The 17329-nt window shown below is 63.5% G+C and carries 16 protein-coding genes; 14 read left to right on the top strand and 2 right to left on the bottom strand.

What is annotated here, in order from left to right; all coding sequences use genetic code 11:
* The first annotated feature begins 138 nt into the window (after nt 1-138).
* The 4 genes from LGQ10_RS03305 (at nt 139) to LGQ10_RS03290 (ending at nt 4718) form a co-directional block, all read left to right on the top strand.
* Nucleotides 139-801, top strand: coding sequence for a helix-turn-helix transcriptional regulator (locus tag LGQ10_RS03305; RefSeq protein ID WP_058433441.1), 663 nt, complete (start codon nt 139-141; stop codon nt 799-801).
* Nucleotides 798-2243: an alpha/beta hydrolase gene (locus tag LGQ10_RS03300; RefSeq protein WP_226524672.1), complete on the top strand. Its 1446-nt coding sequence runs from the start codon at nt 798-800 to the stop codon at nt 2241-2243. The genes LGQ10_RS03305 and LGQ10_RS03300 overlap by 4 nt, the downstream gene beginning before the upstream one ends.
* A 74-nt stretch (nt 2244-2317) precedes the next feature.
* Complete coding sequence (locus tag LGQ10_RS03295) at nt 2318-3118, top strand: AraC family transcriptional regulator (protein WP_226524671.1); 801 nt, start codon at nt 2318-2320, stop codon at nt 3116-3118.
* A 136-nt stretch (nt 3119-3254) separates the two neighbouring features.
* Nucleotides 3255-4718: an aldehyde dehydrogenase family protein gene (locus tag LGQ10_RS03290; protein WP_226524670.1), complete on the top strand. Its 1464-nt coding sequence runs from the start codon at nt 3255-3257 to the stop codon at nt 4716-4718.
* Between the two features lie 117 nt (nt 4719-4835).
* Here LGQ10_RS03290 and LGQ10_RS03285 read toward each other — a convergent pair whose 3' ends face one another.
* Together LGQ10_RS03285 and LGQ10_RS03280 are read right to left on the bottom strand one after the other, a co-directional pair.
* On the bottom strand, nt 4836-5306 hold the full coding sequence (locus LGQ10_RS03285; RefSeq protein ID WP_226524669.1) for a hypothetical protein: 471 nt from the start codon (nt 5304-5306) through the stop codon (nt 4836-4838).
* On the bottom strand, nt 5300-5755 hold the full coding sequence (locus tag LGQ10_RS03280; protein ID WP_058437112.1) for a glucosaminidase domain-containing protein: 456 nt from the start codon (nt 5753-5755) through the stop codon (nt 5300-5302). Before LGQ10_RS03280 ends, LGQ10_RS03285 begins: the two co-directional genes overlap by 7 nt.
* Nucleotides 5756-6114: 359 nt before the next feature.
* Here LGQ10_RS03280 and LGQ10_RS03275 point away from each other — a divergent pair, with 359 nt between their 5' ends.
* From LGQ10_RS03275 to LGQ10_RS03230, 10 genes are all read left to right on the top strand, one after another.
* Nucleotides 6115-6327, top strand: a complete 213-nt coding sequence (locus tag LGQ10_RS03275; protein WP_058437111.1) for a FecR/PupR family sigma factor regulator — start codon at nt 6115-6117, stop codon at nt 6325-6327.
* 533 nt (nt 6328-6860) lie between these two features.
* Nucleotides 6861-8000 (top strand): UDP-4-amino-4-deoxy-L-arabinose aminotransferase, encoded by a 1140-nt coding sequence (gene arnB / locus LGQ10_RS03270; RefSeq protein ID WP_226524668.1) that lies wholly within the window; start codon nt 6861-6863, stop codon nt 7998-8000.
* A 4-nt stretch (nt 8001-8004) separates the two neighbouring features.
* Nucleotides 8005-9024: an undecaprenyl-phosphate 4-deoxy-4-formamido-L-arabinose transferase gene (gene arnC / locus LGQ10_RS03265; RefSeq protein ID WP_058434724.1), complete on the top strand. Its 1020-nt coding sequence runs from the start codon at nt 8005-8007 to the stop codon at nt 9022-9024.
* Entirely contained in the window at nt 9021-11027 is a 2007-nt protein-coding gene (arnA, locus tag LGQ10_RS03260; protein ID WP_226524667.1) for a bifunctional UDP-4-amino-4-deoxy-L-arabinose formyltransferase/UDP-glucuronic acid oxidase ArnA, read from the top strand. The genes arnC and arnA overlap by 4 nt, the downstream gene beginning before the upstream one ends.
* Nucleotides 11027-11911 (top strand): 4-deoxy-4-formamido-L-arabinose-phosphoundecaprenol deformylase, encoded by an 885-nt coding sequence (gene arnD / locus LGQ10_RS03255; RefSeq protein WP_058434726.1) that lies wholly within the window; start codon nt 11027-11029, stop codon nt 11909-11911. The genes arnA and arnD overlap by 1 nt, the downstream gene beginning before the upstream one ends.
* Nucleotides 11908-13557, top strand: a complete 1650-nt coding sequence (gene arnT / locus LGQ10_RS03250; RefSeq protein ID WP_226524666.1) for a lipid IV(A) 4-amino-4-deoxy-L-arabinosyltransferase — start codon at nt 11908-11910, stop codon at nt 13555-13557. The genes arnD and arnT overlap by 4 nt, the downstream gene beginning before the upstream one ends.
* Complete coding sequence (gene arnE, locus LGQ10_RS03245; RefSeq protein WP_226524665.1) at nt 13554-13898, top strand: 4-amino-4-deoxy-L-arabinose-phosphoundecaprenol flippase subunit ArnE; 345 nt, start codon at nt 13554-13556, stop codon at nt 13896-13898. The genes arnT and arnE overlap by 4 nt, the downstream gene beginning before the upstream one ends.
* The gene (gene arnF, locus LGQ10_RS03240; RefSeq protein WP_058434730.1) at nt 13895-14308 is read left to right on the top strand and encodes a 4-amino-4-deoxy-L-arabinose-phosphoundecaprenol flippase subunit ArnF; all 414 of its coding nucleotides are present in this window, start codon (nt 13895-13897) and stop codon (nt 14306-14308) included. Before arnE ends, arnF begins: the two co-directional genes overlap by 4 nt.
* On the top strand, nt 14305-15669 hold the full coding sequence (locus tag LGQ10_RS03235) for a UDP-glucose dehydrogenase family protein (RefSeq protein ID WP_058434731.1): 1365 nt from the start codon (nt 14305-14307) through the stop codon (nt 15667-15669). The genes arnF and LGQ10_RS03235 overlap by 4 nt, the downstream gene beginning before the upstream one ends.
* Nucleotides 15670-17295 carry an ArnT family glycosyltransferase gene (locus LGQ10_RS03230; protein ID WP_226524664.1) on the top strand — a complete coding sequence of 542 codons (1626 nt, stop codon included), beginning with the start codon at nt 15670-15672 and terminating at the stop codon, nt 17293-17295. It abuts the gene before it with no gap.
* Nucleotides 17296-17329: the final 34 nt, after the last annotated feature.

Genomic DNA, 17329 nt, shown 5'->3' with positions numbered 1-17329 from the left:
ACCCCCTGCTTGCCGGGGCAGGGACGGACAATCCCCGAGCCGGAACCGAGCAGCCTGTTATGCTTGTGCGGTTGCCGGCATCCTGCTGGTGTCTCGATTACCCGATAGTTTCCTGGTCAATGGTCCTGCATGCCTTCGATGTCTTCCCCGGCCGATAAGAAAAACCCCGGCGCCACCGCCGAGCGAATCCTGTTCCTGCTCAAGACCCGTGGGCCATTGAAAACCGCCGACCTGGCGCCACTGCTGGAGGTGTCGCTGGAGGCCACCCGCCAACAAGTGCAGAAGCTGGTGGACAGCCAGCTCATCAGTGGAGAACTGATGCCGGCCCAGGGGGCTGGCCGCCCTTCGCAGAAATGGGTGCTGACCGAACAGGCCCAGGCGCGTTTTCCCGATACCCACGCCAACCTCACGCTGCAGCTGATCGACTCGATCCGTGCGGTGTATGGCGCCGACGGCGTGGAACGCATCGTCAGCGACATGGAGCGGATCAACAGCGCCGAGTACCTGGCCACCTGCGCACCGCTGCCGACCCTGGAAGAGCGGGTTCGGGCCCTGGCGCAGATCCGCGACGTGGCGGGCTACATGGCCCATGTCCAGCGCGACGACGATGCCTGGCTGCTGATCGAGAGCCACTGCCCGATCTGTGTCGCTGCGAGGCAATGCCAAGGGTTCTGCCGCTCCGAGCTGCAACTGTTCCAGGCTGCCATAGGTGAACTGGGCCAGGTACGGCGGATGGAGCACTTGATCAGCGGTGATCGGCGTTGCGTGTATCGCATCAGCGCCCCGACCGGCACCTCATGACCAGCCTGTCGCGGTGGCTCAAGCAAGGGGCGCTGATCGCCTGCGTCGCGGCCCTGACCCTGCTGGCCTGGCGGATCTACGACAGCGAACGGGGCCCGGCACTGCAACCCTGGCACCTGCATGTGCCCCACGAACTCAGTGCCAAGCAGCTCGACCGGACAGACTGGGCCGGCTGGCTCAAGGCCGAGGACCAGGTGTTCGCCGAGGTGGAGCATGAAGTCAGCGCACCGCTGGATCTGGCCCAGGTGCCGTTGTTCAACCGCTACCGCCAGGACAGCCGCGTCTATCCTCCCGGGTTTGCCACCGACTGGAACCGCTCCTACCTGCTGCGTCCAGAGGGACCACCTCGGGGGGTGGTCGTGTTGGTGCATGGCCTGACCGATTCGCCCTATAGCCTGCGGCACATCGCACGACGGTATGTCGAGCTGGGCTACCTGGCCATCGGCCTGCGCCTGCCCGGGCACGGTACGGTGCCGGCAGCCTTGACCGAGGCTCGCTGGCAGGATTGGCTGGCGGCCACGCGCCTGGCCCTGCGCACCGCCCGGGCCGAGGTCCCGGCGCCTGCGCCGCTGCATCTGGTCGGTTACTCCAACGGTGGCGCCCTGGCGGTCAAGTACAGCCTGGATGCCCTGCTCGATCCGCAACTGCCCCAGGCCCAGCGCCTGGTGCTGGTCTCGCCGATGATCGGGGTCGCGGCGTCCGCGCGTTTTGCCGGGCTGGCGGGTTGGCCCGCAGTGTTCCCGGCGTTCAGCAAGGCCGCCTGGCTGAACCTGCGTCCTGAATACAACCCGTTCAAGTACAACTCGTTTCCGGTCAATGGCGCGCGCCAGTCCTGGTTGCTCACCGACGCCCTGCAAGGCCAGGTGCTGGCCCTGGCAGACGATCCGCGCCTGGCCCGGCTGCCGCCGATCCTGGCGTTCCAGTCGCTGGTCGACTCCACCGTCAGCACCCAGGCCCTGGTCAGCGGGCTGTACCGGCACTTGCCGGCCAATGGCAGCGAGCTGGTGATCTTCGACCTCAACCGCGCACGGGATTTCGAAGGCCTGCTGGATCCGGCCAGCGTCACCTCCCTGGCCGGCCTGCTGCCACCGCCTCCACGCAATTACACGACCCGGATCCTGACCAACCAGGGCACCGGCAGCAGCGCCATGGAACTGGTGAGCACCGTCGCCCAGAGCCAGCAGGACAGCCATGAGCCCCTGGACCTGGCCTATCCGCCGGAGGTGTTCTCGCTGTCCCATGTGGCCCTGCCCTTCCCTACGGACGATGCCCTTTACGGCACCCAACCGACCGGCGCCGAGGATTTCGGCGTGCACCTGGGCACACTGGCGGCCCGCGGCGAGCGTGGCGTGCTGGTGCTGCCCATGGACGAACTGATGCGCTTGACCGCCAACCCGTTCTATCCCTACCTGATCCGGCGTATCGAGGCGGGCATCGATTGAGTATCCGACAGGCTTTTAGTTGATACTGGCGATTTTCCGGGTATCAAAATCTCGACTGTTTCAGGGAGTTGGATATGCCCCTCAAGGATTGGGCAAAACGCGGTCACACACTGCGGCGTATCGAGCGATTCGAGGCCTTCTTCAGTGGCTACGGGTTCGAGCCGCATCGCCATGACACCTACGCGGTCGGCCGGACACTGAAAGGCGTGCACAACTTCAATTACCGCAAGAGCATGCGGCACAACCTGCCGGGGGGCACCATCGTGCTGCACCCCGACGAACTGCACGATGGCGAGGCCGGCACCGAAGACGGTTTCCAGTACCGCATCGTCTACATCGAGCCTGCCCTGCTGCAACAGGTCCTGGGTGGCAAGCCACTGCCGTTCGTCAATGATGGCCTGTCGCGTGACCCACGCCTCCAACAGGCGACCCAGGTACTGATGCAGGGCATGGACGCACTCATCGAGCCGCTGGAAGAAGACGATGCGCTGTACGACCTGGCCCAGGCCCTTTCGGCGGTGGCGGGCACACAACGCGGGCGCAAGGCCCTGGACTTCGTCGCCGCCGAGCGCGCCCGGGAATACATCCACAGTGCCCTGGACCGGTTGGTGACCCTCGATGAACTGGAAAACGCCAGCGGCCGTGACCGCTGGAGCCTGTCCCGGGACTTTCGCGCGCTCTACGGCACCAGCCCCTATCGCTACCTGACGATGCGTCGCCTGGATCACGTCCGGGCGTTGATATGTTCGGGTCACACCATTGCCGATGCGGCCCTGATCGCCGGTTTCAACGATCAAAGCCATATGACCCAGCATTTCACCCGCACCTACGGACTGTCTCCGGCGCGCTGGCTGAACATGATCCGTCCTCGCTGATAAACAGTGGGGGTTAGAAAGTGCGACTTGCACGATCTTACAAGACGCCCAGCATCCTCTCTTTCTAGGCTGTGCCCCTATCAGCGCGACGAGCAGACCGTCGTCATCCGTGGCACATCTGGAAAGGGACTTTCCAATGCACAGTTTTCAACCCTGGAACAACCAGTACTACATCAACCCCTTGTACCATCCAGCCAGCTGCAATCGATCGATCCAGGTAGTCGCGCCGGCGACTCTGGAGCCTCTTGGGAAAGTCGCGCTTTGTGAAAAACACGATATCCAGATCGCGGTCGATGCGGCCAATCTTGCCCAGCGTCATTGGCGCCAGTTGGACGGTCGGCAACGCAAGCGCCTGCTGCTCGAACTGGCGCACGGCATAGAGACCGCCGGCGAACGCAACCTGGAAATCGCGCGTTTGCTGAGCCTGGAATTGGGGCTTTCATTGGCAAATACCTCCTGTGAGCTGGCCAGCTGTGCGGCGGTATTCCGACATTACGCGCATGAGATAGAGAGCCCACCCGGTACTACGGCGACCTGGACGGGCGACCAGGAATCACCCCAGGTACATCACAAGCCTTACGGGGTCAGTGTGCACATCATGCCATTCGCACTGGGCCTGATCCTGATGTGCCGCACCGTGGCGGCCTCCTTGGCGGCAGGCAACAGCTGCATCGTCAAGCCTTCGCTGAACGCTACCTTGTCGACCCTGGCGTTCATGCAGCATTTTGCTCTGCTGCCAGCGGGATTGGTCTGCTGCATTCCTGGGGACGCATCTGCCGGGCAAGGCCTGCTGCAATCTTCGGGCACTCATACCGTGGTCTTTGCCGGCGGCGTCGCTGCCGCCAGCGCTGTGGCGGTCACCTGCGCGGAGTTACTCAAGCCTTGCACCGTGGAAAGCGCCGGTCGTGGTTCGATGATCGTTTCCAGGCATGCCCAGGTGCAACTGGCTGCAGTGCATGCAGCGGCTTCGGCATTCAATCGTAGCGGGCAGAGTTGTCTGTCGACCCAACGAATCTTCGTTGACGATGAAATCCATGATCATTTCGTCCAGCACTTCGTCGAACAGACCCGAATACGCTGCCTGGTCTCAGGTGCCCCCTGCCCTGTCGGCCCACTGGTCAGCGAGTCAGCGCAGCACAGGCTCATGCGCTTGATCAATGATGCCTTGGCCAAAGGTGCAAGACGGGTGAGCAGCGATGAGCAGGACATCGACGACCCGCTACTGGGCTGGTTTCATCAACCGGTGATCCTTACGGATATCAATGACAGCATGCTGATCTCTCGGGAGGAGTGCCTGGGACCGGTGGCGATCCTGCGACGAGTTGGCGACTTCGCCGAATCGGTGCAACTGGCCAACGAGTGCCCCTTTGCGTTGGGCGTCTCGGTGTTTTCCAATGATCTTGCAGAGGTCTTGCTAGCGACCGAGCAACTGCAGGCTAGCCGGGTGTGGTTCAACAGTCACGTCGCCACGGGACACCCCGACTCGTTCAGTGACTGGGAGATATTCCAGCTCGCCGGCGTGCCGGGTGGTGTGGCACTGGATGCCTTCAGGCATTCGCGAAAAGTGAGCATCCACCAACCGGCGACACTCAGGCGCTAGCCCTCAGAACCCGAATCGACCGCCCCTACTGCCGCCCCGTCCGAAACCTGCTCTGCGCGTGCTTACCGGGTAGAGGCAATCATTAGGGACAACGAGCGGTCGTGCTCAGTGGCCAGGCTACTTCTCATCCTCGCACCCCAGGCCCAGGCGCTGGGCCTGTTCATCCGCCAGGGACTTGCCGGTACGGTCCATGATCTGCCCCTGCAAGGCCCGCAGTTCACTGCCATCCAGGCGCTTGCAACTGTTGGTTTCCCAGACATCGCCGGTGGTCGTGCTGACGGAGAACAACCCCCAGTACTCGGTGGCGCCGGCCTTGGAATTCTCGTAGCCGAGGCTGAAGTCGAAGTATCCCGGGTGCGGTGGCTTGCCGTTCTCATCCAGCAGGTTGCCATCGACGAACACCCCGGGCTTGTCCATCTGGTAGTCCTGATGCTTGAGGGCCACCAGCAGCACCTGCTGGGCCTGTTCGCGGGTCAGGCCTGAATGCTCGATCTGGGCCGGTTGCAAGCCGGCAGCGGCGCAGGCGCTGAAGGCCGCGCAGGCCAGAAGCACGCCGAGCCCCCGGAAAACCAGGCGATTGTTCAGCATGCCAGGCGCCCTCTGACCGCAATGATGATGTCCGCCAGGTACTTGGCGAAGCCGTCGCGCCCGCCAGTGGCCGCATCGCCGCTGTTATAGCCGCTGCGCACCAGGGCCTGGGCGAATGCCAGGGGGTCGCGCTTGCCACGTATCGAGGCGCCATAGCTCTGGGCGAACGAGAGTGCCGATTGCTGGAAGGAGGCAAACCTGGCCACCTTGATGGCGGCGTTGCCCAGCGGCGCCTCGGCACCGATCTGCAAGGGGGCCGGGGCGTGCATGGAAAAATAGTTGTTCAGTTCGCGGGCGATCCGCCCGGTACCGTACTGGCTCTCCTGGGCAGCCAGGCCCAGGATGTTCTCCACCGGCAGGTCCAGTTGATCGGCGATCGGTTGGCATACCACCTTGTACTTGCTGACAAAGGTGACGGCATTGATGTTGTTGCACAGCCTGGCGCTCACGTTGCTTCCCTCGTTCTACCGGTCAATTCCATTTACTGGGGTTCTGCCGCGCCGAGTATAGAGCAACGCCAGGGCCTTGCCTGCGGCTTCGCGGGACTGAACCTGCAGGTTGTGGCGCCGGTCACAATGGGCGGGCAGCGAACGGCAAGGATCGCTCCAGACGGCCCCTGCCGGCACCTGCCTTGACGTTTTTTTCTCGTCCAGCGCTCTACATTGGCGTCTACCCGCACCACTGTTCGTACCGGGGTTGTCCAGGGAGCTGATCATCGGCCTTGGCCCGGGCGATATTCAGTCCGATACTGCTGGAGCGCCTGTGCGGCAAGGGCGCATCGAGCACCACCTGAACAGGGACCGAACCGATGACTGATTCTGCCAGTGAAGCAGACGACTACGTGATGATGCAGGCTGCGCACTGGTGCATGCGCCTGCGCGAGGCCGACTGCAGCGCCAGGGAGCGCCGGGATTTCGAGGACTGGTTGCTGGATGCGCCGGGCCATGCGCTGGAATACGCAAGGATGCTCGAGGTCTGGGACCTGACCGCCGAGCTGACGCCCACCTTGCCGAGCCCTTGAACCAGGCACTGATGCAGTCCCCTCCGGCCAGGGGATTTCACGTTCCTGCCTGCCCCGCCAGGCTCGTCTCGACCAGGGTTGGTTCGTTCGGCTTGTTGTCCTGATTGATACCATCGCCAGGGGTGTAAACCGCCTCTTAGCGGTTCGCTGCCCATCCTCGCAAAGCCCCTGAAACCGCTGGTTCCAGCCCCTTTCTTCAACACTTTTTCAAAAAACTGAACCCTAGCTGTCTGGCTCGCAGAAAAACGCCGTTTTGGCTTCTTTTTCATATTCGTTTCACATTTTTGCGCTTAATCTCAGCCACCAATGACCCAGGGGCCTGATGCAACGTTTCTCAGCTTGCACGGGTAACGCCTTGATCCACATTTACTTTCCTACAACATCGTCTTTACTCATTTGCTGCATGGAACGCCACGCTGGCTCAATCAACCGGATGTGCCTGATGACTGCTGCCTCCCGCGCTCCATGAACCGTTGTTCGCACGCTGTATCCCGTACCCCCCAGCTTTCGCATTGTGTAGACCCGAGGTAACCATGAACCAGGCTTTCATTCCTTTCTCGCGCCCGAGCATTGGCGATGAGGAGATTGCCGCTGTAGAGCAGGTTCTGCGCTCGGGCTGGATCACCACCGGCCCGAAAAACCAGGAACTCGAACAGCTTTTCGCCGAACGTGTCGATGCCCGCCATGCCGTGGCCTTGTCCTCGGCCACCGGCGCCATGCACATCACCCTGCTGGCCCTGGGCATAGGTCCCGGGGACGAGGTGATCACCCCCTCCCAGACCTGGGTTTCCACCGCCAACATGATCTGCCTGCTGGGGGCGACCCCGGTGTTCGTCGATGTCGATCCCGACACCCTGATGAGCGACGCGGCGACTATCGAGGCCGCGATCACCCCAAGGACCAAGGCCATCATCCCGGTGCACTATGCCGGCGCCGCCTTCGATCTGGACCCGCTCCATGCCCTGGCGGACAAGCACGGCATCGCGGTGATCGAAGATGCCGCCCATGCTGCCGGCACCACCTACCGCGGCCGCCAGATCGGCGCCCGGGGCACGGCGATCTTCTCCTTCCATGCGATCAAGAACATGACCTGCGCCGAGGGCGCGATGTTCGTCAGCGACGACGAAGCCCTGGCCAACCGCGTGCGCATGCTCAAGTTCCACGGCCTGGGAGTGGACGCCTACGATCGCCTGACCCACGGCCGCAAGCCCCAGGCCCAGGTGATCGAGCCGGGCTTCAAGTACAACCTGGCGGACATGAACGCCGCCATTGCCCTGGTGCAACTGCAGCGTCTGGAGTCGATCAACGCCAAGCGCGAAGTACTGGCCAAGGCCTACCTCGAGCGTTTGGCCGGCCTGCCCGTGCAACCGCTGCACCTGCCGCAGTATCCCCAGCAGCACAGCTGGCACCTGTTCATCCTGCGCATCGACGCCGAGCGTTGCGGCCTGAACCGCGAAGCCTTCATGAAAGGCCTGCAGGAGCAGAATATCGGTACTGGCATCCATTTCATCGCCACCCATATGCACACCTACTACCGCCAGCGCTTCCCCGATGTGCACCTGCCGCATACCGAGTGGAACTCCGAGCGGCTGTGCTCGATCCCACTGTTCCCGGACATGACCCTCGACGATGTCGAACGGGTAGCCGGCGCCATTGAAAACCTCCTGGACTGACCCCTTGAAACCTTATCCGATTCAGTTCGTGTCGATCGTCATCCCGGTCTACAACGAAGAACAGAGCCTGCCCGAACTGCTGCGGCGCACCGAGACGGCTTGCCGCCTGCTCAAGCACGAGTTTGAAATCGTCCTGGTGGACGATGGCAGCCGCGACGAGTCGGCCAGCATCCTTCAAGCTGCGGCCGAACGTGACGGCAGCCCGGTGGTGGCGGTGATCCTCAACCGCAACTACGGCCAGCACGCGGCGATCATGGCCGGTTTCGAGCAGTGCCGCGGCGATGTGGTGATCACCCTCGACGCCGACCTGCAGAACCCGCCGGAAGAAATCCCGCGCCTGGTGGCCCAGGCCGAGCTGGGCTACGACGTGGTCGGCACGGTGCGCAACAACCGCCAGGACTCGGCCTTCCGCCGCTGGCCATCGAAGCTGATCAACCTGGCAGTGCAGCGCTCCACTGGCGTGCTCATGAGTGACTACGGCTGCATGCTGCGTGCCTATCGCCGGACCATCATCGACGCGATGCTGGCCTGCACCGAGCGCAGCACCTTCATTCCGATCCTGGCCAACAGCTTTGCCCGGCACACCACCGAGGTACTGGTCGAACACGCCGAGCGCGAACACGGCGACTCCAAGTACAGCCCGATGCGCCTGATCAACCTGATGTTCGACCTGATCACCTGCATGACCACCACTCCGCTGCGGCTGTTGAGCATCATCGGTTTCGGCATGGCCGGTCTCGGTGCGGTGTTCGCCCTGATGCTGATCGTGCTGCGGTTGATCTTCGGCGCCACCTGGGCCGGCGACGGCACCTTCGTGCTGTTCGCGGTGCTCTTCGTGTTCACCGGGGGCCAGTTCATCGGCATGGGTCTTCTGGGTGAATACCTGGGACGCATGTACAGCGACGTGCGGGCTCGCCCGCGGTTCTTCATCGAAAAAGTCTTGCGCAGCCAGCCGGCGGCTCCGGCCCCCTCTGTGACTGTCGACGGTTTAACTTCCACCCATACTGATCAGGTTTCCCAATGAGCAATAAAGCTGTCGTCTTCGCCTACCACGATATTGGCTGCGCAGGCATCGAAGCCCTGCTCAACGCAGGTTACGAGATCGCTGCGGTGTTCACCCATGCCGACGACCCCAAGGAAAACACCTTCTACGGTTCCGTCGCCCAGCTGTGCGCACGCAAGGGCATTGCCGTGCACGCTCCGGAAGATGCCAACCATCCGCTGTGGATCGAGCGTATCGCCAAGCTCAACCCCGACTACCTGTTCTCCTTCTATTACCGCAACCTGCTGAGCGAGCCACTGCTGGCCACCGCCAGCAAGGGCGCGTTCAACCTGCATGGCTCGCTGCTGCCGCACTACCGTGGCCGCGCACCGGCCAACTGGGTGCTGGTCAAGGGCGAAACCGAAACCGGCGTGACCCTGCATCGCATGGTCAAGCGCGCCGATGCCGGCGCCATCATCGCCCAGGAACGCGTGGCCATCGAGCGCAGCGACACCGCGCTGACCCTGCACCATAAGCTGCGTGACGCCGCCGCCAGCCTGCTGCGCGACACCCTGCCGGCACTGGCCCAGGGCAAGATCACCGAAACCGCCCAGGACGAATCCAAGGCCAGCTACTTCGGTCGTCGTACCGCCGCAGACGGCAAGCTCGACTGGAAGCGCCCTGCCGAAGAGCTGTTCAACCTGGTGCGTGCCGTGACCCAGCCCTACCCGGGCGCCTTCTGCGCCGTGGGCGAGCACAAGCTGATCGTCTGGAGCGCCGAAGTCGCCAAGGGCAACGAAGGCCAGGCTCCGGGCCGAGTGATCAGCGTCGACCCGCTGCGCATCGCCTGTGGCCAGGACTCCCTGGTGATCACCTCCGGCCAGCGCAACGCCAACGGCTTGTTCCTGGGCGGTCCGCAGCTGGCCAACGAACTGGGCCTGGTGGATGGCTCGCTGCTGCGCGGCGCCGAATCCGGCCGCAAGCCACGCCGCACCCGGGTCCTGATCCTGGGCGTCAACGGCTTCATCGGCAACCACCTGTCCGAGCGCCTGCTGCGTGACGACAAGTACGACGTCTACGGACTGGACATCGGCTCCGACGCCATCGAGCGCCTGCGCAGCCATCCGAACTTCCACTTCGTCGAAGGTGATATCAGCATTCACTCCGAGTGGATCGAGTACCACATCAAGAAGTGCGACGTGGTCCTGCCGCTGGTGGCCATCGCCACCCCGATCGAATACACCCGTAATCCGCTGCGCGTGTTCGAGCTGGACTTCGAGGAAAACCTCAAGCTGGTCCGCTACTGCGTCAAGTACAACAAGCGCGTGATCTTCCCGTCGACCTCGGAAGTCTATGGCATGTGCCAGGACAAGAACTTCGACGAAGACAGCTCCAACCTGATCGTCGGCCCGATCAACAAGCAACGCTGGATCTACTCGGTGTCCAAGCAGCTGCTGGACCGGGTGATCTGGGCCTACGGCGCCAAGGGCCTGAATTTCACCCTGTTCCGCCCCTTCAACTGGATGGGCCCGCGCCTGGATCGCCTGGACTCGGCCCGTATCGGCAGCTCCCGGGCCATCACCCAGCTGATCCTCAACCTGGTGGAAGGCACCCCGATCCGTCTGTTCGACGGTGGCGAACAGAAGCGCTGCTTCACCGACATCGCCGACGGCATCGAAGCCCTGGCGCGCATCGTCGACAACGACAATGACAGCTGCAACGGCCAGATCATCAACATCGGCAACCCGGACAACGAAGCCAGCATTCGCCAGCTGGGCGAGGAGCTGCTGCGTCAGTTCGAGGCCCATCCGCTGCGCAGCAACTTCCCGCCGTTCGCCGGTTTCCGCGATGTGGAGAGCAAGGCGTTCTACGGTGCTGGCTACCAGGACGTGGAACACCGCAAGCCAAGCATCGACAACGCCAAGCGCCTGCTGAACTGGGAGCCGACTGTGGAAATGAGCGAAACCATCGGCAACACCCTGGACTTCTTCCTGCGTGAAGCGATGCTGGAAATCGCCGACCGCGCCAAGCAAGAAGCACGCTGATGCAGGCAGGTCTGCGCATTGATGTCGATACCTACCGCGGCACCCGGGAGGGGGTGCCGCGGCTGCTCGAAACGCTGGACGAAGCCGGGGTCAAGGCCACGTTCTTCTTCAGCGTCGGGCCGGACAACATGGGGCGCCACTTGTGGCGCCTGATCCGCCCGCAGTTCCTCTGGAAAATGCTGCGGTCCAATGCTGCCGGCCTGTATGGCTGGGACATTCTCCTGGCCGGCACTGCCTGGCCAGGCAAGCCCATCGGCCGGGACCTGGGGCACTTGATGCGCCAGGCCCTGGCCGCCGGCCATGAAGTCGGCCTGCACGCCTGGGATCACCACGGCTGGCAGGCCAATACCGGGCGCTGGAGCCAGGCACAGCTGATCGAACAGATCCGCCGTGGCGTGGACAGCCTCAACGATATTCTCGGGCAGGCGGTGAGCTGCTCGGCGTCCGCCGGTTGGCGCGCCGATGAACGCGTCATCGAAGCCAAGCAACAATTCGGCTTTCGCTACAACAGCGATTGTCGCGGGCAAAGTCTGTTCCAGCCTCGCCTGGCAGACGGCAGCCTGGGCGCGCCGCAGATCCCGGTGGACCTGCCGACCTTCGACGAAGTGGTCGGGCCGGTGGTGTCGAGCGCCGATTTCAATGAATTCATCCTCGACCGGTTCCGCCCGTCGAGCCTCAACGTCTATACCGTGCATGCCGAAGTAGAAGGGATTCTGATGGCCAACGATTTCCGCCAGCTGCTGGCCAGTGCCAAGCAGCGCGACATTCATTTCCAGCCCCTGGGAGACATGCTCCCGGCCGACGTGGGCACCTTGCCGATCGGCCAGGTACAGCGTGGCAGCCTGCAAGGCCGTGAAGGCTGGCTGGGAGTGCAAGGGGCATGAGCAGACGTTGGACCCTGTCGCTGCTGCTGATCGCCTTCGGCCTGTTCTACCTGTTGCCCATGGCGACCCATGGCTTGTGGATCCCCGATGAAACCCGCTACGCGCAGATCAGCCAGGAGGTACTCCATGGCGGTCAGTGGGCGTCGCCGCATTTCATGGGTATCCGCTACTTCGAAAAACCCGTGGCCGGCTACTGGATGATGGCCATCGGTCAAGCCGTATTCGGCGACAACCTGTTCGGCGTGCGCGTAGCCTCGGCCCTGAGCACGGGCCTGAGCGTGATCCTGGCCTATCTGCTGGCGATGCGCCTGTGGAACGATTCGCGCAAGGCCCTGGCTGCTGCCCTGCTGTACATGAGTTTCACCGTGGTGGCGCTGCTGGCCGGTTATGCCAACCTCGACCCGCAGTTCACCTTCTGGGTCAACCTGAGCCTGGTCGCGCTGTGGTTCACGTTCGATTGCCAGACCTCGCGCGGCCGGCTGCTGGCCTGGGTGGCGCTGGGCGTGGCCTGCGGCATGGGTTTCATGACCAAGGGTTTCCTGGCCTGGCTGCTGCCGGTGCTGGTAGCCCTGCCCTACGCCCTCTGGCAGAAACGCCTGCGCTCGCTGCTGGTCTTTGGTGGCATCGGCGTGCTGGTGGCAATCCTGATCAGCCTGCCCTGGGCCCTGGCGGTACATGCCCAGGAGCCGGACTACTGGCGTTTCTTCTTCTGGCATGAACACATCCGCCGCTTCGCCGGTGAAGATGCCCAGCATGCTGAGCCCTGGTGGTATTACCTGCCCTTGCTGGTGGCCTTCAGCGTGCCTTGGGTCATGCTGCTACCTTCCACCTTCATGCAGGCCTGGCAACAGCGGCGCTCGAGCAGCGGCGGTTTCCTGCTGCTGTGGCTGGTGCTGCCGCTGGCCTTCTTCAGCCTGAGCAACGGCAAGCTGCCGGCCTATATCCTGCCGTGCCTGCTGCCTCTGGCGCTGCTGATGGGCAACGCCCTGATCGACCGCCTGAACCTGCAACAGACCCGCCTGGTCAGCCTCAACGGCCTGCTCAACCTGGTGGCGGGTGTGCTGGGGTTGCTGACCCTGGTCTATTTCCAGATGAAAAAACCGGTGTACGTGGACGAGCCACAACACCTGGTGCTGGTGTACGTCCTGCTGTTGGGCTGGATCATCGCCAACCTGCTGCAGGCCATGCGTCCGTTGACCCTGTGGGCAGCACCGGCCCTGGGCAGCTTCCTGCTGGTGGCCCTGGCGCCGGCGGCCCTGCCCAATTCGGTGGTCTACAACAAGATTCCCGACCAGTTCATCATCGATCATGTCGGCGAGCTGAGCCAGGCCAAGTACCTGCTGAGCAACGACCTGGGGGCGGCTTCCGCGCTGGCCTGGCGCCTGCGTCGCAGCGACGTGACGCTCTACAACACCAAGGGCGAGCTCAAGTACGGCCTGGCCTATGAAGATTCGGTGCAGCGCCAGATCGAACTGGACCAGATCCAGGCCTGGTTTGCCGAGGTTCGCAAGCAAGGCTCGGTCGGCGTGGTCATGCGGGTCAAGGACGATGACGAAGACCACGAGGTCGATCGACTGCCCAAGGACGCCAAGCGCTACCAGCAAGGCAACATCGTGATCTTCATCATGCCCCAGAGCCAGCCATGAGCCTGTTGCTTCTACTGCTGGCCTGCGGGCTGACCTGCCTGGGCCAGGTGGCACAGAAATTCGCCGTGGAAAGCTGGCGCGAACAGCCTGCGGGCCTGCCGGCCAAGTTGCGCTCGGCCTGGTTGTGGCTGGCCTTGTTCAGCCTCGGCCTGGGCCTGCTGGTATGGCTGCTGGTGCTGCAGCGCATGGAAGTGGGCGTGGCCTACCCGATGCTCAGCCTGAACTTCGTGCTGGTGACCCTGGTTGCACGCTTCGTCTTCCATGAGCCCATCGATCGCCGGCACTGGCTGGGTGTCGCCCTGGTGATCGGCGGCGTGCTGTTGTTGAGTCGCCACGCATGAGCCGGGCCAAGGGATTCACTTTCGCCCTGGGTAGCGTGGCCCTGGTCAGCGGTGCCCAGTTGGGCATGCGCTGGAGCATGACTCGCCTGCCGGCCCCCGATCAGTGGTTGTCGGCCCTGGCCGCCGGCAGTATCGACCTGACGGCCCTGGGCGTAGTGGCGGCAGCCATCGCCGCCTACGGGCTGTCGATGCTCTGCTGGCTGCTGGCCCTGCGCGACCTGCCGCTGGGCCGGGCCTATTCGCTGCTGAGCATCAGCTATGCGCTGGTCTACCTGCTGGCTGCCAGCCTGCCGCTGTTCAACGAGCCGTTCACGCTTTCCAAAACCCTCGGGGTGGCCTTGGTCATCCTCGGGGTCATCACCATCAACTCTCGATCTGCACCCGCGACAAGTCCCAGGAATACCCCATGAAAATCAGCGTATTTGGAAGTGGTTACGTCGGCCTCGTACAGGCCGCCGTGTTGGCTGAAGTCGGCCACGATGTCATCTGCATGGACATCGACGAGCAAAAGGTCAAGCAGCTGCAACAGGGACACGTGAGCATCTTCGAGCCGGGCCTTGCCAGCCTGGTCAGGGAAAACCTCGAGGCCAAGCGCCTGCACTTCACCCACGATGAAAAGCTTGCGGTGCAGCATGGGCAGGTGCTGTTCATCGCCGTCGGCACGCCTTCGAGCGAAGACGGCTCGGCCGACCTGCGCTACGTGCTGTCGGTGGGCGACGCGGTGGCTCGTCATCGCGAAAAACCGCTGATCCTGGTGGAGAAATCCACCGTGCCGGTCGGCACCGGCGACACCCTCAAGGCCCACATCGAAAAGGTCCTGGATGGCCGCCCACTGCAGTTCGATATCGTCTCCAATCCGGAATTCCTCAAGGAAGGCTCGGCGGTCAGCGACTGCCGCCGTCCGGACCGGATCATCATCGGCTGCGAGCGCGAAGAAGTGCGCGATGTGATGCGCGACCTGTACGCGCCGTTCAACCGCAACCATGACCGCATCATGTTCATGGACCTGCGCAGCGCCGAGCTGACCAAGTACGCCGCCAACTGCATGCTGGCCACCAAGATCAGCTTCATCAACCAGATCGCCGAGCTGGCCGAACACCTGGGGGCCGACATCGAGTCGGTGCGCCTGGGGATCGGTGCCGACACCCGTATCGGCTACCACTTCATCTACCCGGGCTGCGGCTATGGCGGTTCGTGCTTTCCCAAGGACATGCGCGCCCTGATCCACAGTGCCGAGCAAGCCCATTGCTCCAGTGACCTGCTGCAGGCCGTGGAAGCCATCAACGAGCGGCAGAAACACAAGTTGTTCGAACGCATCAAGGCCTTCTACAAGGGCAACCTGGCGGGCAAGACCTTCGCCCTGTGGGGCCTGGCCTTCAAACCCAACACCGACGACATGCGCGATGCCCCGAGCCGGGTCCTGCTCGATGCCCTGTTCGCCGCCGGCGCCGAAGTCCGTGCCTTCGACCCGGAAGCCATGCAGGAAACCCAGCGCCTGTACCTGGACGAATCGCGCCTGATGCTCATGGGCACCCCCGAGTCGGTCCTCAATGGTGCCGATGCGCTGATCATCTGCACCGAATGGCAGCAGTTCAAGGCACCGGATTTCGACCTGATCCAGCAGCGCCTCAAGGCACCGGTGATCTTCGACGGTCGCAACCTGTACGACGCCGAGCGCCTGGCGCGCAACGGCTTCAGCTACTTCCCGATCGGTCGAGGCGAATCGCGCAACCTGCCGATCCCTCATCAGCAGTGGTCCACCGAGGCCTGAATGAGCACGCACTCCAGTTCCCCTTCGCACACATTACTTTGGCAATCGTTGGGGCTGGGGCTGTTGGCCTTGCTGCTGTTCTGCGCCGGCGCCGACCATCAATCGGCGATCGGCTTCGATTCCCGCTTCGTCCTGTTCGCCAAGGAAATGCTGCGCCATGGCCCGGGGTTCTTCCCCACCACCTATGGCCAGCCCTATGCCGACTACACCAGCGCCTCGACGCTGCTGGTGTGGTTGTTCTCGCTGCCCCTGGGGCAGGTCACCAGCTTCACCGCCTGGCTGCCCACGGCGATCGCCTCGGCGGTGATCGTCAGCCTGGTCTATCGCCTGCTGGCCCCCTACTCCCGCACCTGGGCCCTGCTCAGTGTCGCGCTGCTGTTGCTCAGCAACACCTTCATCAGCGAAACCCGCGCCGTGTCCCTGGACCAGATGCTCGCCGCGGTGTCCTTCAGCGTGTTCTACCTGGGGTACGCCCATGATCACTTCGCGGCGCGCCGGCACCTGGGCTGGATCTTCCTGCTGCTGGTGCTGGGTTTTGCCATTCGCGGCCCCATTGGCCTGGTGATTCCCACCGGCATGCTGTGCAGCTACTACCTGCTGGGCGGCCAATGGCGACGCCTGTTCGGCTTCGGGTTCAGTGCCCTATTGCTGCTGGTGGCCTGCGTCGGCCTGCTGCTGTGGCTGGCCAGGCTCAGTGGCGGCCAGGCCTTCGTCGACGATGTGATCCGCATGCAGTTCATGGGGCGCATGGACGGCAGCGAAGGCTCCAGCGATGTTTTCTATTACTTCACCAGTTCCCTGGGTAACTACGCCCTGGCCTACCCGTTGGCGATCCTCGCCTGGATCGTCGTGCTGCTGGAGCGCCAAGGCGAACCGGGACCGAGCCTGAAGCTGGTGCGACTGGCCAGCGCTGCGGCATTGGTAGTGATGATCGGCCTGTCGATTCCCCAGGCCAAGAAGGCTCGATACCTGTTGCCGATGCTGCCGATGGCGGCCATTGTCGCGGCCTATCCATTCCAGGCCGGCAGTGGCCGACTCATGACCTGGCTGCGGGGTCTGATCCAGGGGCTGTGGCTGCTCCTGCCGGCGCTGTTGATGGTGGGGCTGGTGGTCTTGCGGCGCAAATTCCCTGATCAGCTCGACTCGCTCACACCCCTGCTGCTGGTACTGGGCCTGCTGCAGCTGGTGGCCCTGGCCTTGCTGTTCAAGCGACGCTGGCGCGCGGTAGGCCTGGCCTACAGCGCGGTGCTGGCGGTGTGGGCCTGTTATATCGGCGTGTTCGAACCAGTGCAGCACCGGCTTTACGACACCCGGCAGTTCACCCAGGCCGCGCTACGGCTGATCGAGGCAGACCCGGCCCCAGTGGTGCTGCACCGCATGGGCAAGGATGCCAAGGCGATCAAGTTCATGGTCAACCTGGACCGCGACCTGCAACCGCAGTTCAGCGACCAGGCCGCCACCCTGGGCCAGATCTCCGGGCCGGCCTGGGTGATCCTCGACCAGAGCGACCTGGCCGACCTGCCAGGCAGCGCCCTGGCCGGGCTGGCACCCGTGCTCAGCGGGCGCTTCGACAAGAACGACTTCGTCCTCCTGCACCTGCCGAAGCCCGCCGCAGTGAATCCCTGAAACCGTTGCACGGTGCCCCATCGGCTTTTTAAAC

Source organism: Pseudomonas sp. L5B5 (assembly GCF_020520285.1).
In the GTDB taxonomy this organism is placed as follows: domain Bacteria; phylum Pseudomonadota; class Gammaproteobacteria; order Pseudomonadales; family Pseudomonadaceae; genus Aquipseudomonas.
This window is presented reverse-complemented; position numbering and strand designations above follow the sequence as displayed.

Coding starts and splice junctions, on each gene's coding strand:
- arnB (WP_226524668.1), top strand. CDS start 6,861: ATGAACCAGGCTTTCATTCCTTTCTCGCGCCCGAGCATTGGCGATGAG.
- arnD (WP_058434726.1), top strand. CDS start 11,027: ATGCAGGCAGGTCTGCGCATTGATGTCGATACCTACCGCGGCACCCGG.
- arnF (WP_058434730.1), top strand. CDS start 13,895: ATGAGCCGGGCCAAGGGATTCACTTTCGCCCTGGGTAGCGTGGCCCTG.
- LGQ10_RS03230 (WP_226524664.1), top strand. CDS start 15,670: ATGAGCACGCACTCCAGTTCCCCTTCGCACACATTACTTTGGCAATCG.
- LGQ10_RS03290 (WP_226524670.1), top strand. CDS start 3,255: ATGCACAGTTTTCAACCCTGGAACAACCAGTACTACATCAACCCCTTG.
- LGQ10_RS03235 (WP_058434731.1), top strand. CDS start 14,305: ATGAAAATCAGCGTATTTGGAAGTGGTTACGTCGGCCTCGTACAGGCC.
- LGQ10_RS03300 (WP_226524672.1), top strand. CDS start 798: ATGACCAGCCTGTCGCGGTGGCTCAAGCAAGGGGCGCTGATCGCCTGC.
- LGQ10_RS03305 (WP_058433441.1), top strand. CDS start 139: ATGTCTTCCCCGGCCGATAAGAAAAACCCCGGCGCCACCGCCGAGCGA.
- LGQ10_RS03295 (WP_226524671.1), top strand. CDS start 2,318: ATGCCCCTCAAGGATTGGGCAAAACGCGGTCACACACTGCGGCGTATC.
- arnT (WP_226524666.1), top strand. CDS start 11,908: ATGAGCAGACGTTGGACCCTGTCGCTGCTGCTGATCGCCTTCGGCCTG.
- LGQ10_RS03285 (WP_226524669.1), bottom strand. CDS start 5,306: ATGCTGAACAATCGCCTGGTTTTCCGGGGGCTCGGCGTGCTTCTGGCC.
- arnA (WP_226524667.1), top strand. CDS start 9,021: ATGAGCAATAAAGCTGTCGTCTTCGCCTACCACGATATTGGCTGCGCA.
- LGQ10_RS03275 (WP_058437111.1), top strand. CDS start 6,115: ATGACTGATTCTGCCAGTGAAGCAGACGACTACGTGATGATGCAGGCT.
- arnE (WP_226524665.1), top strand. CDS start 13,554: ATGAGCCTGTTGCTTCTACTGCTGGCCTGCGGGCTGACCTGCCTGGGC.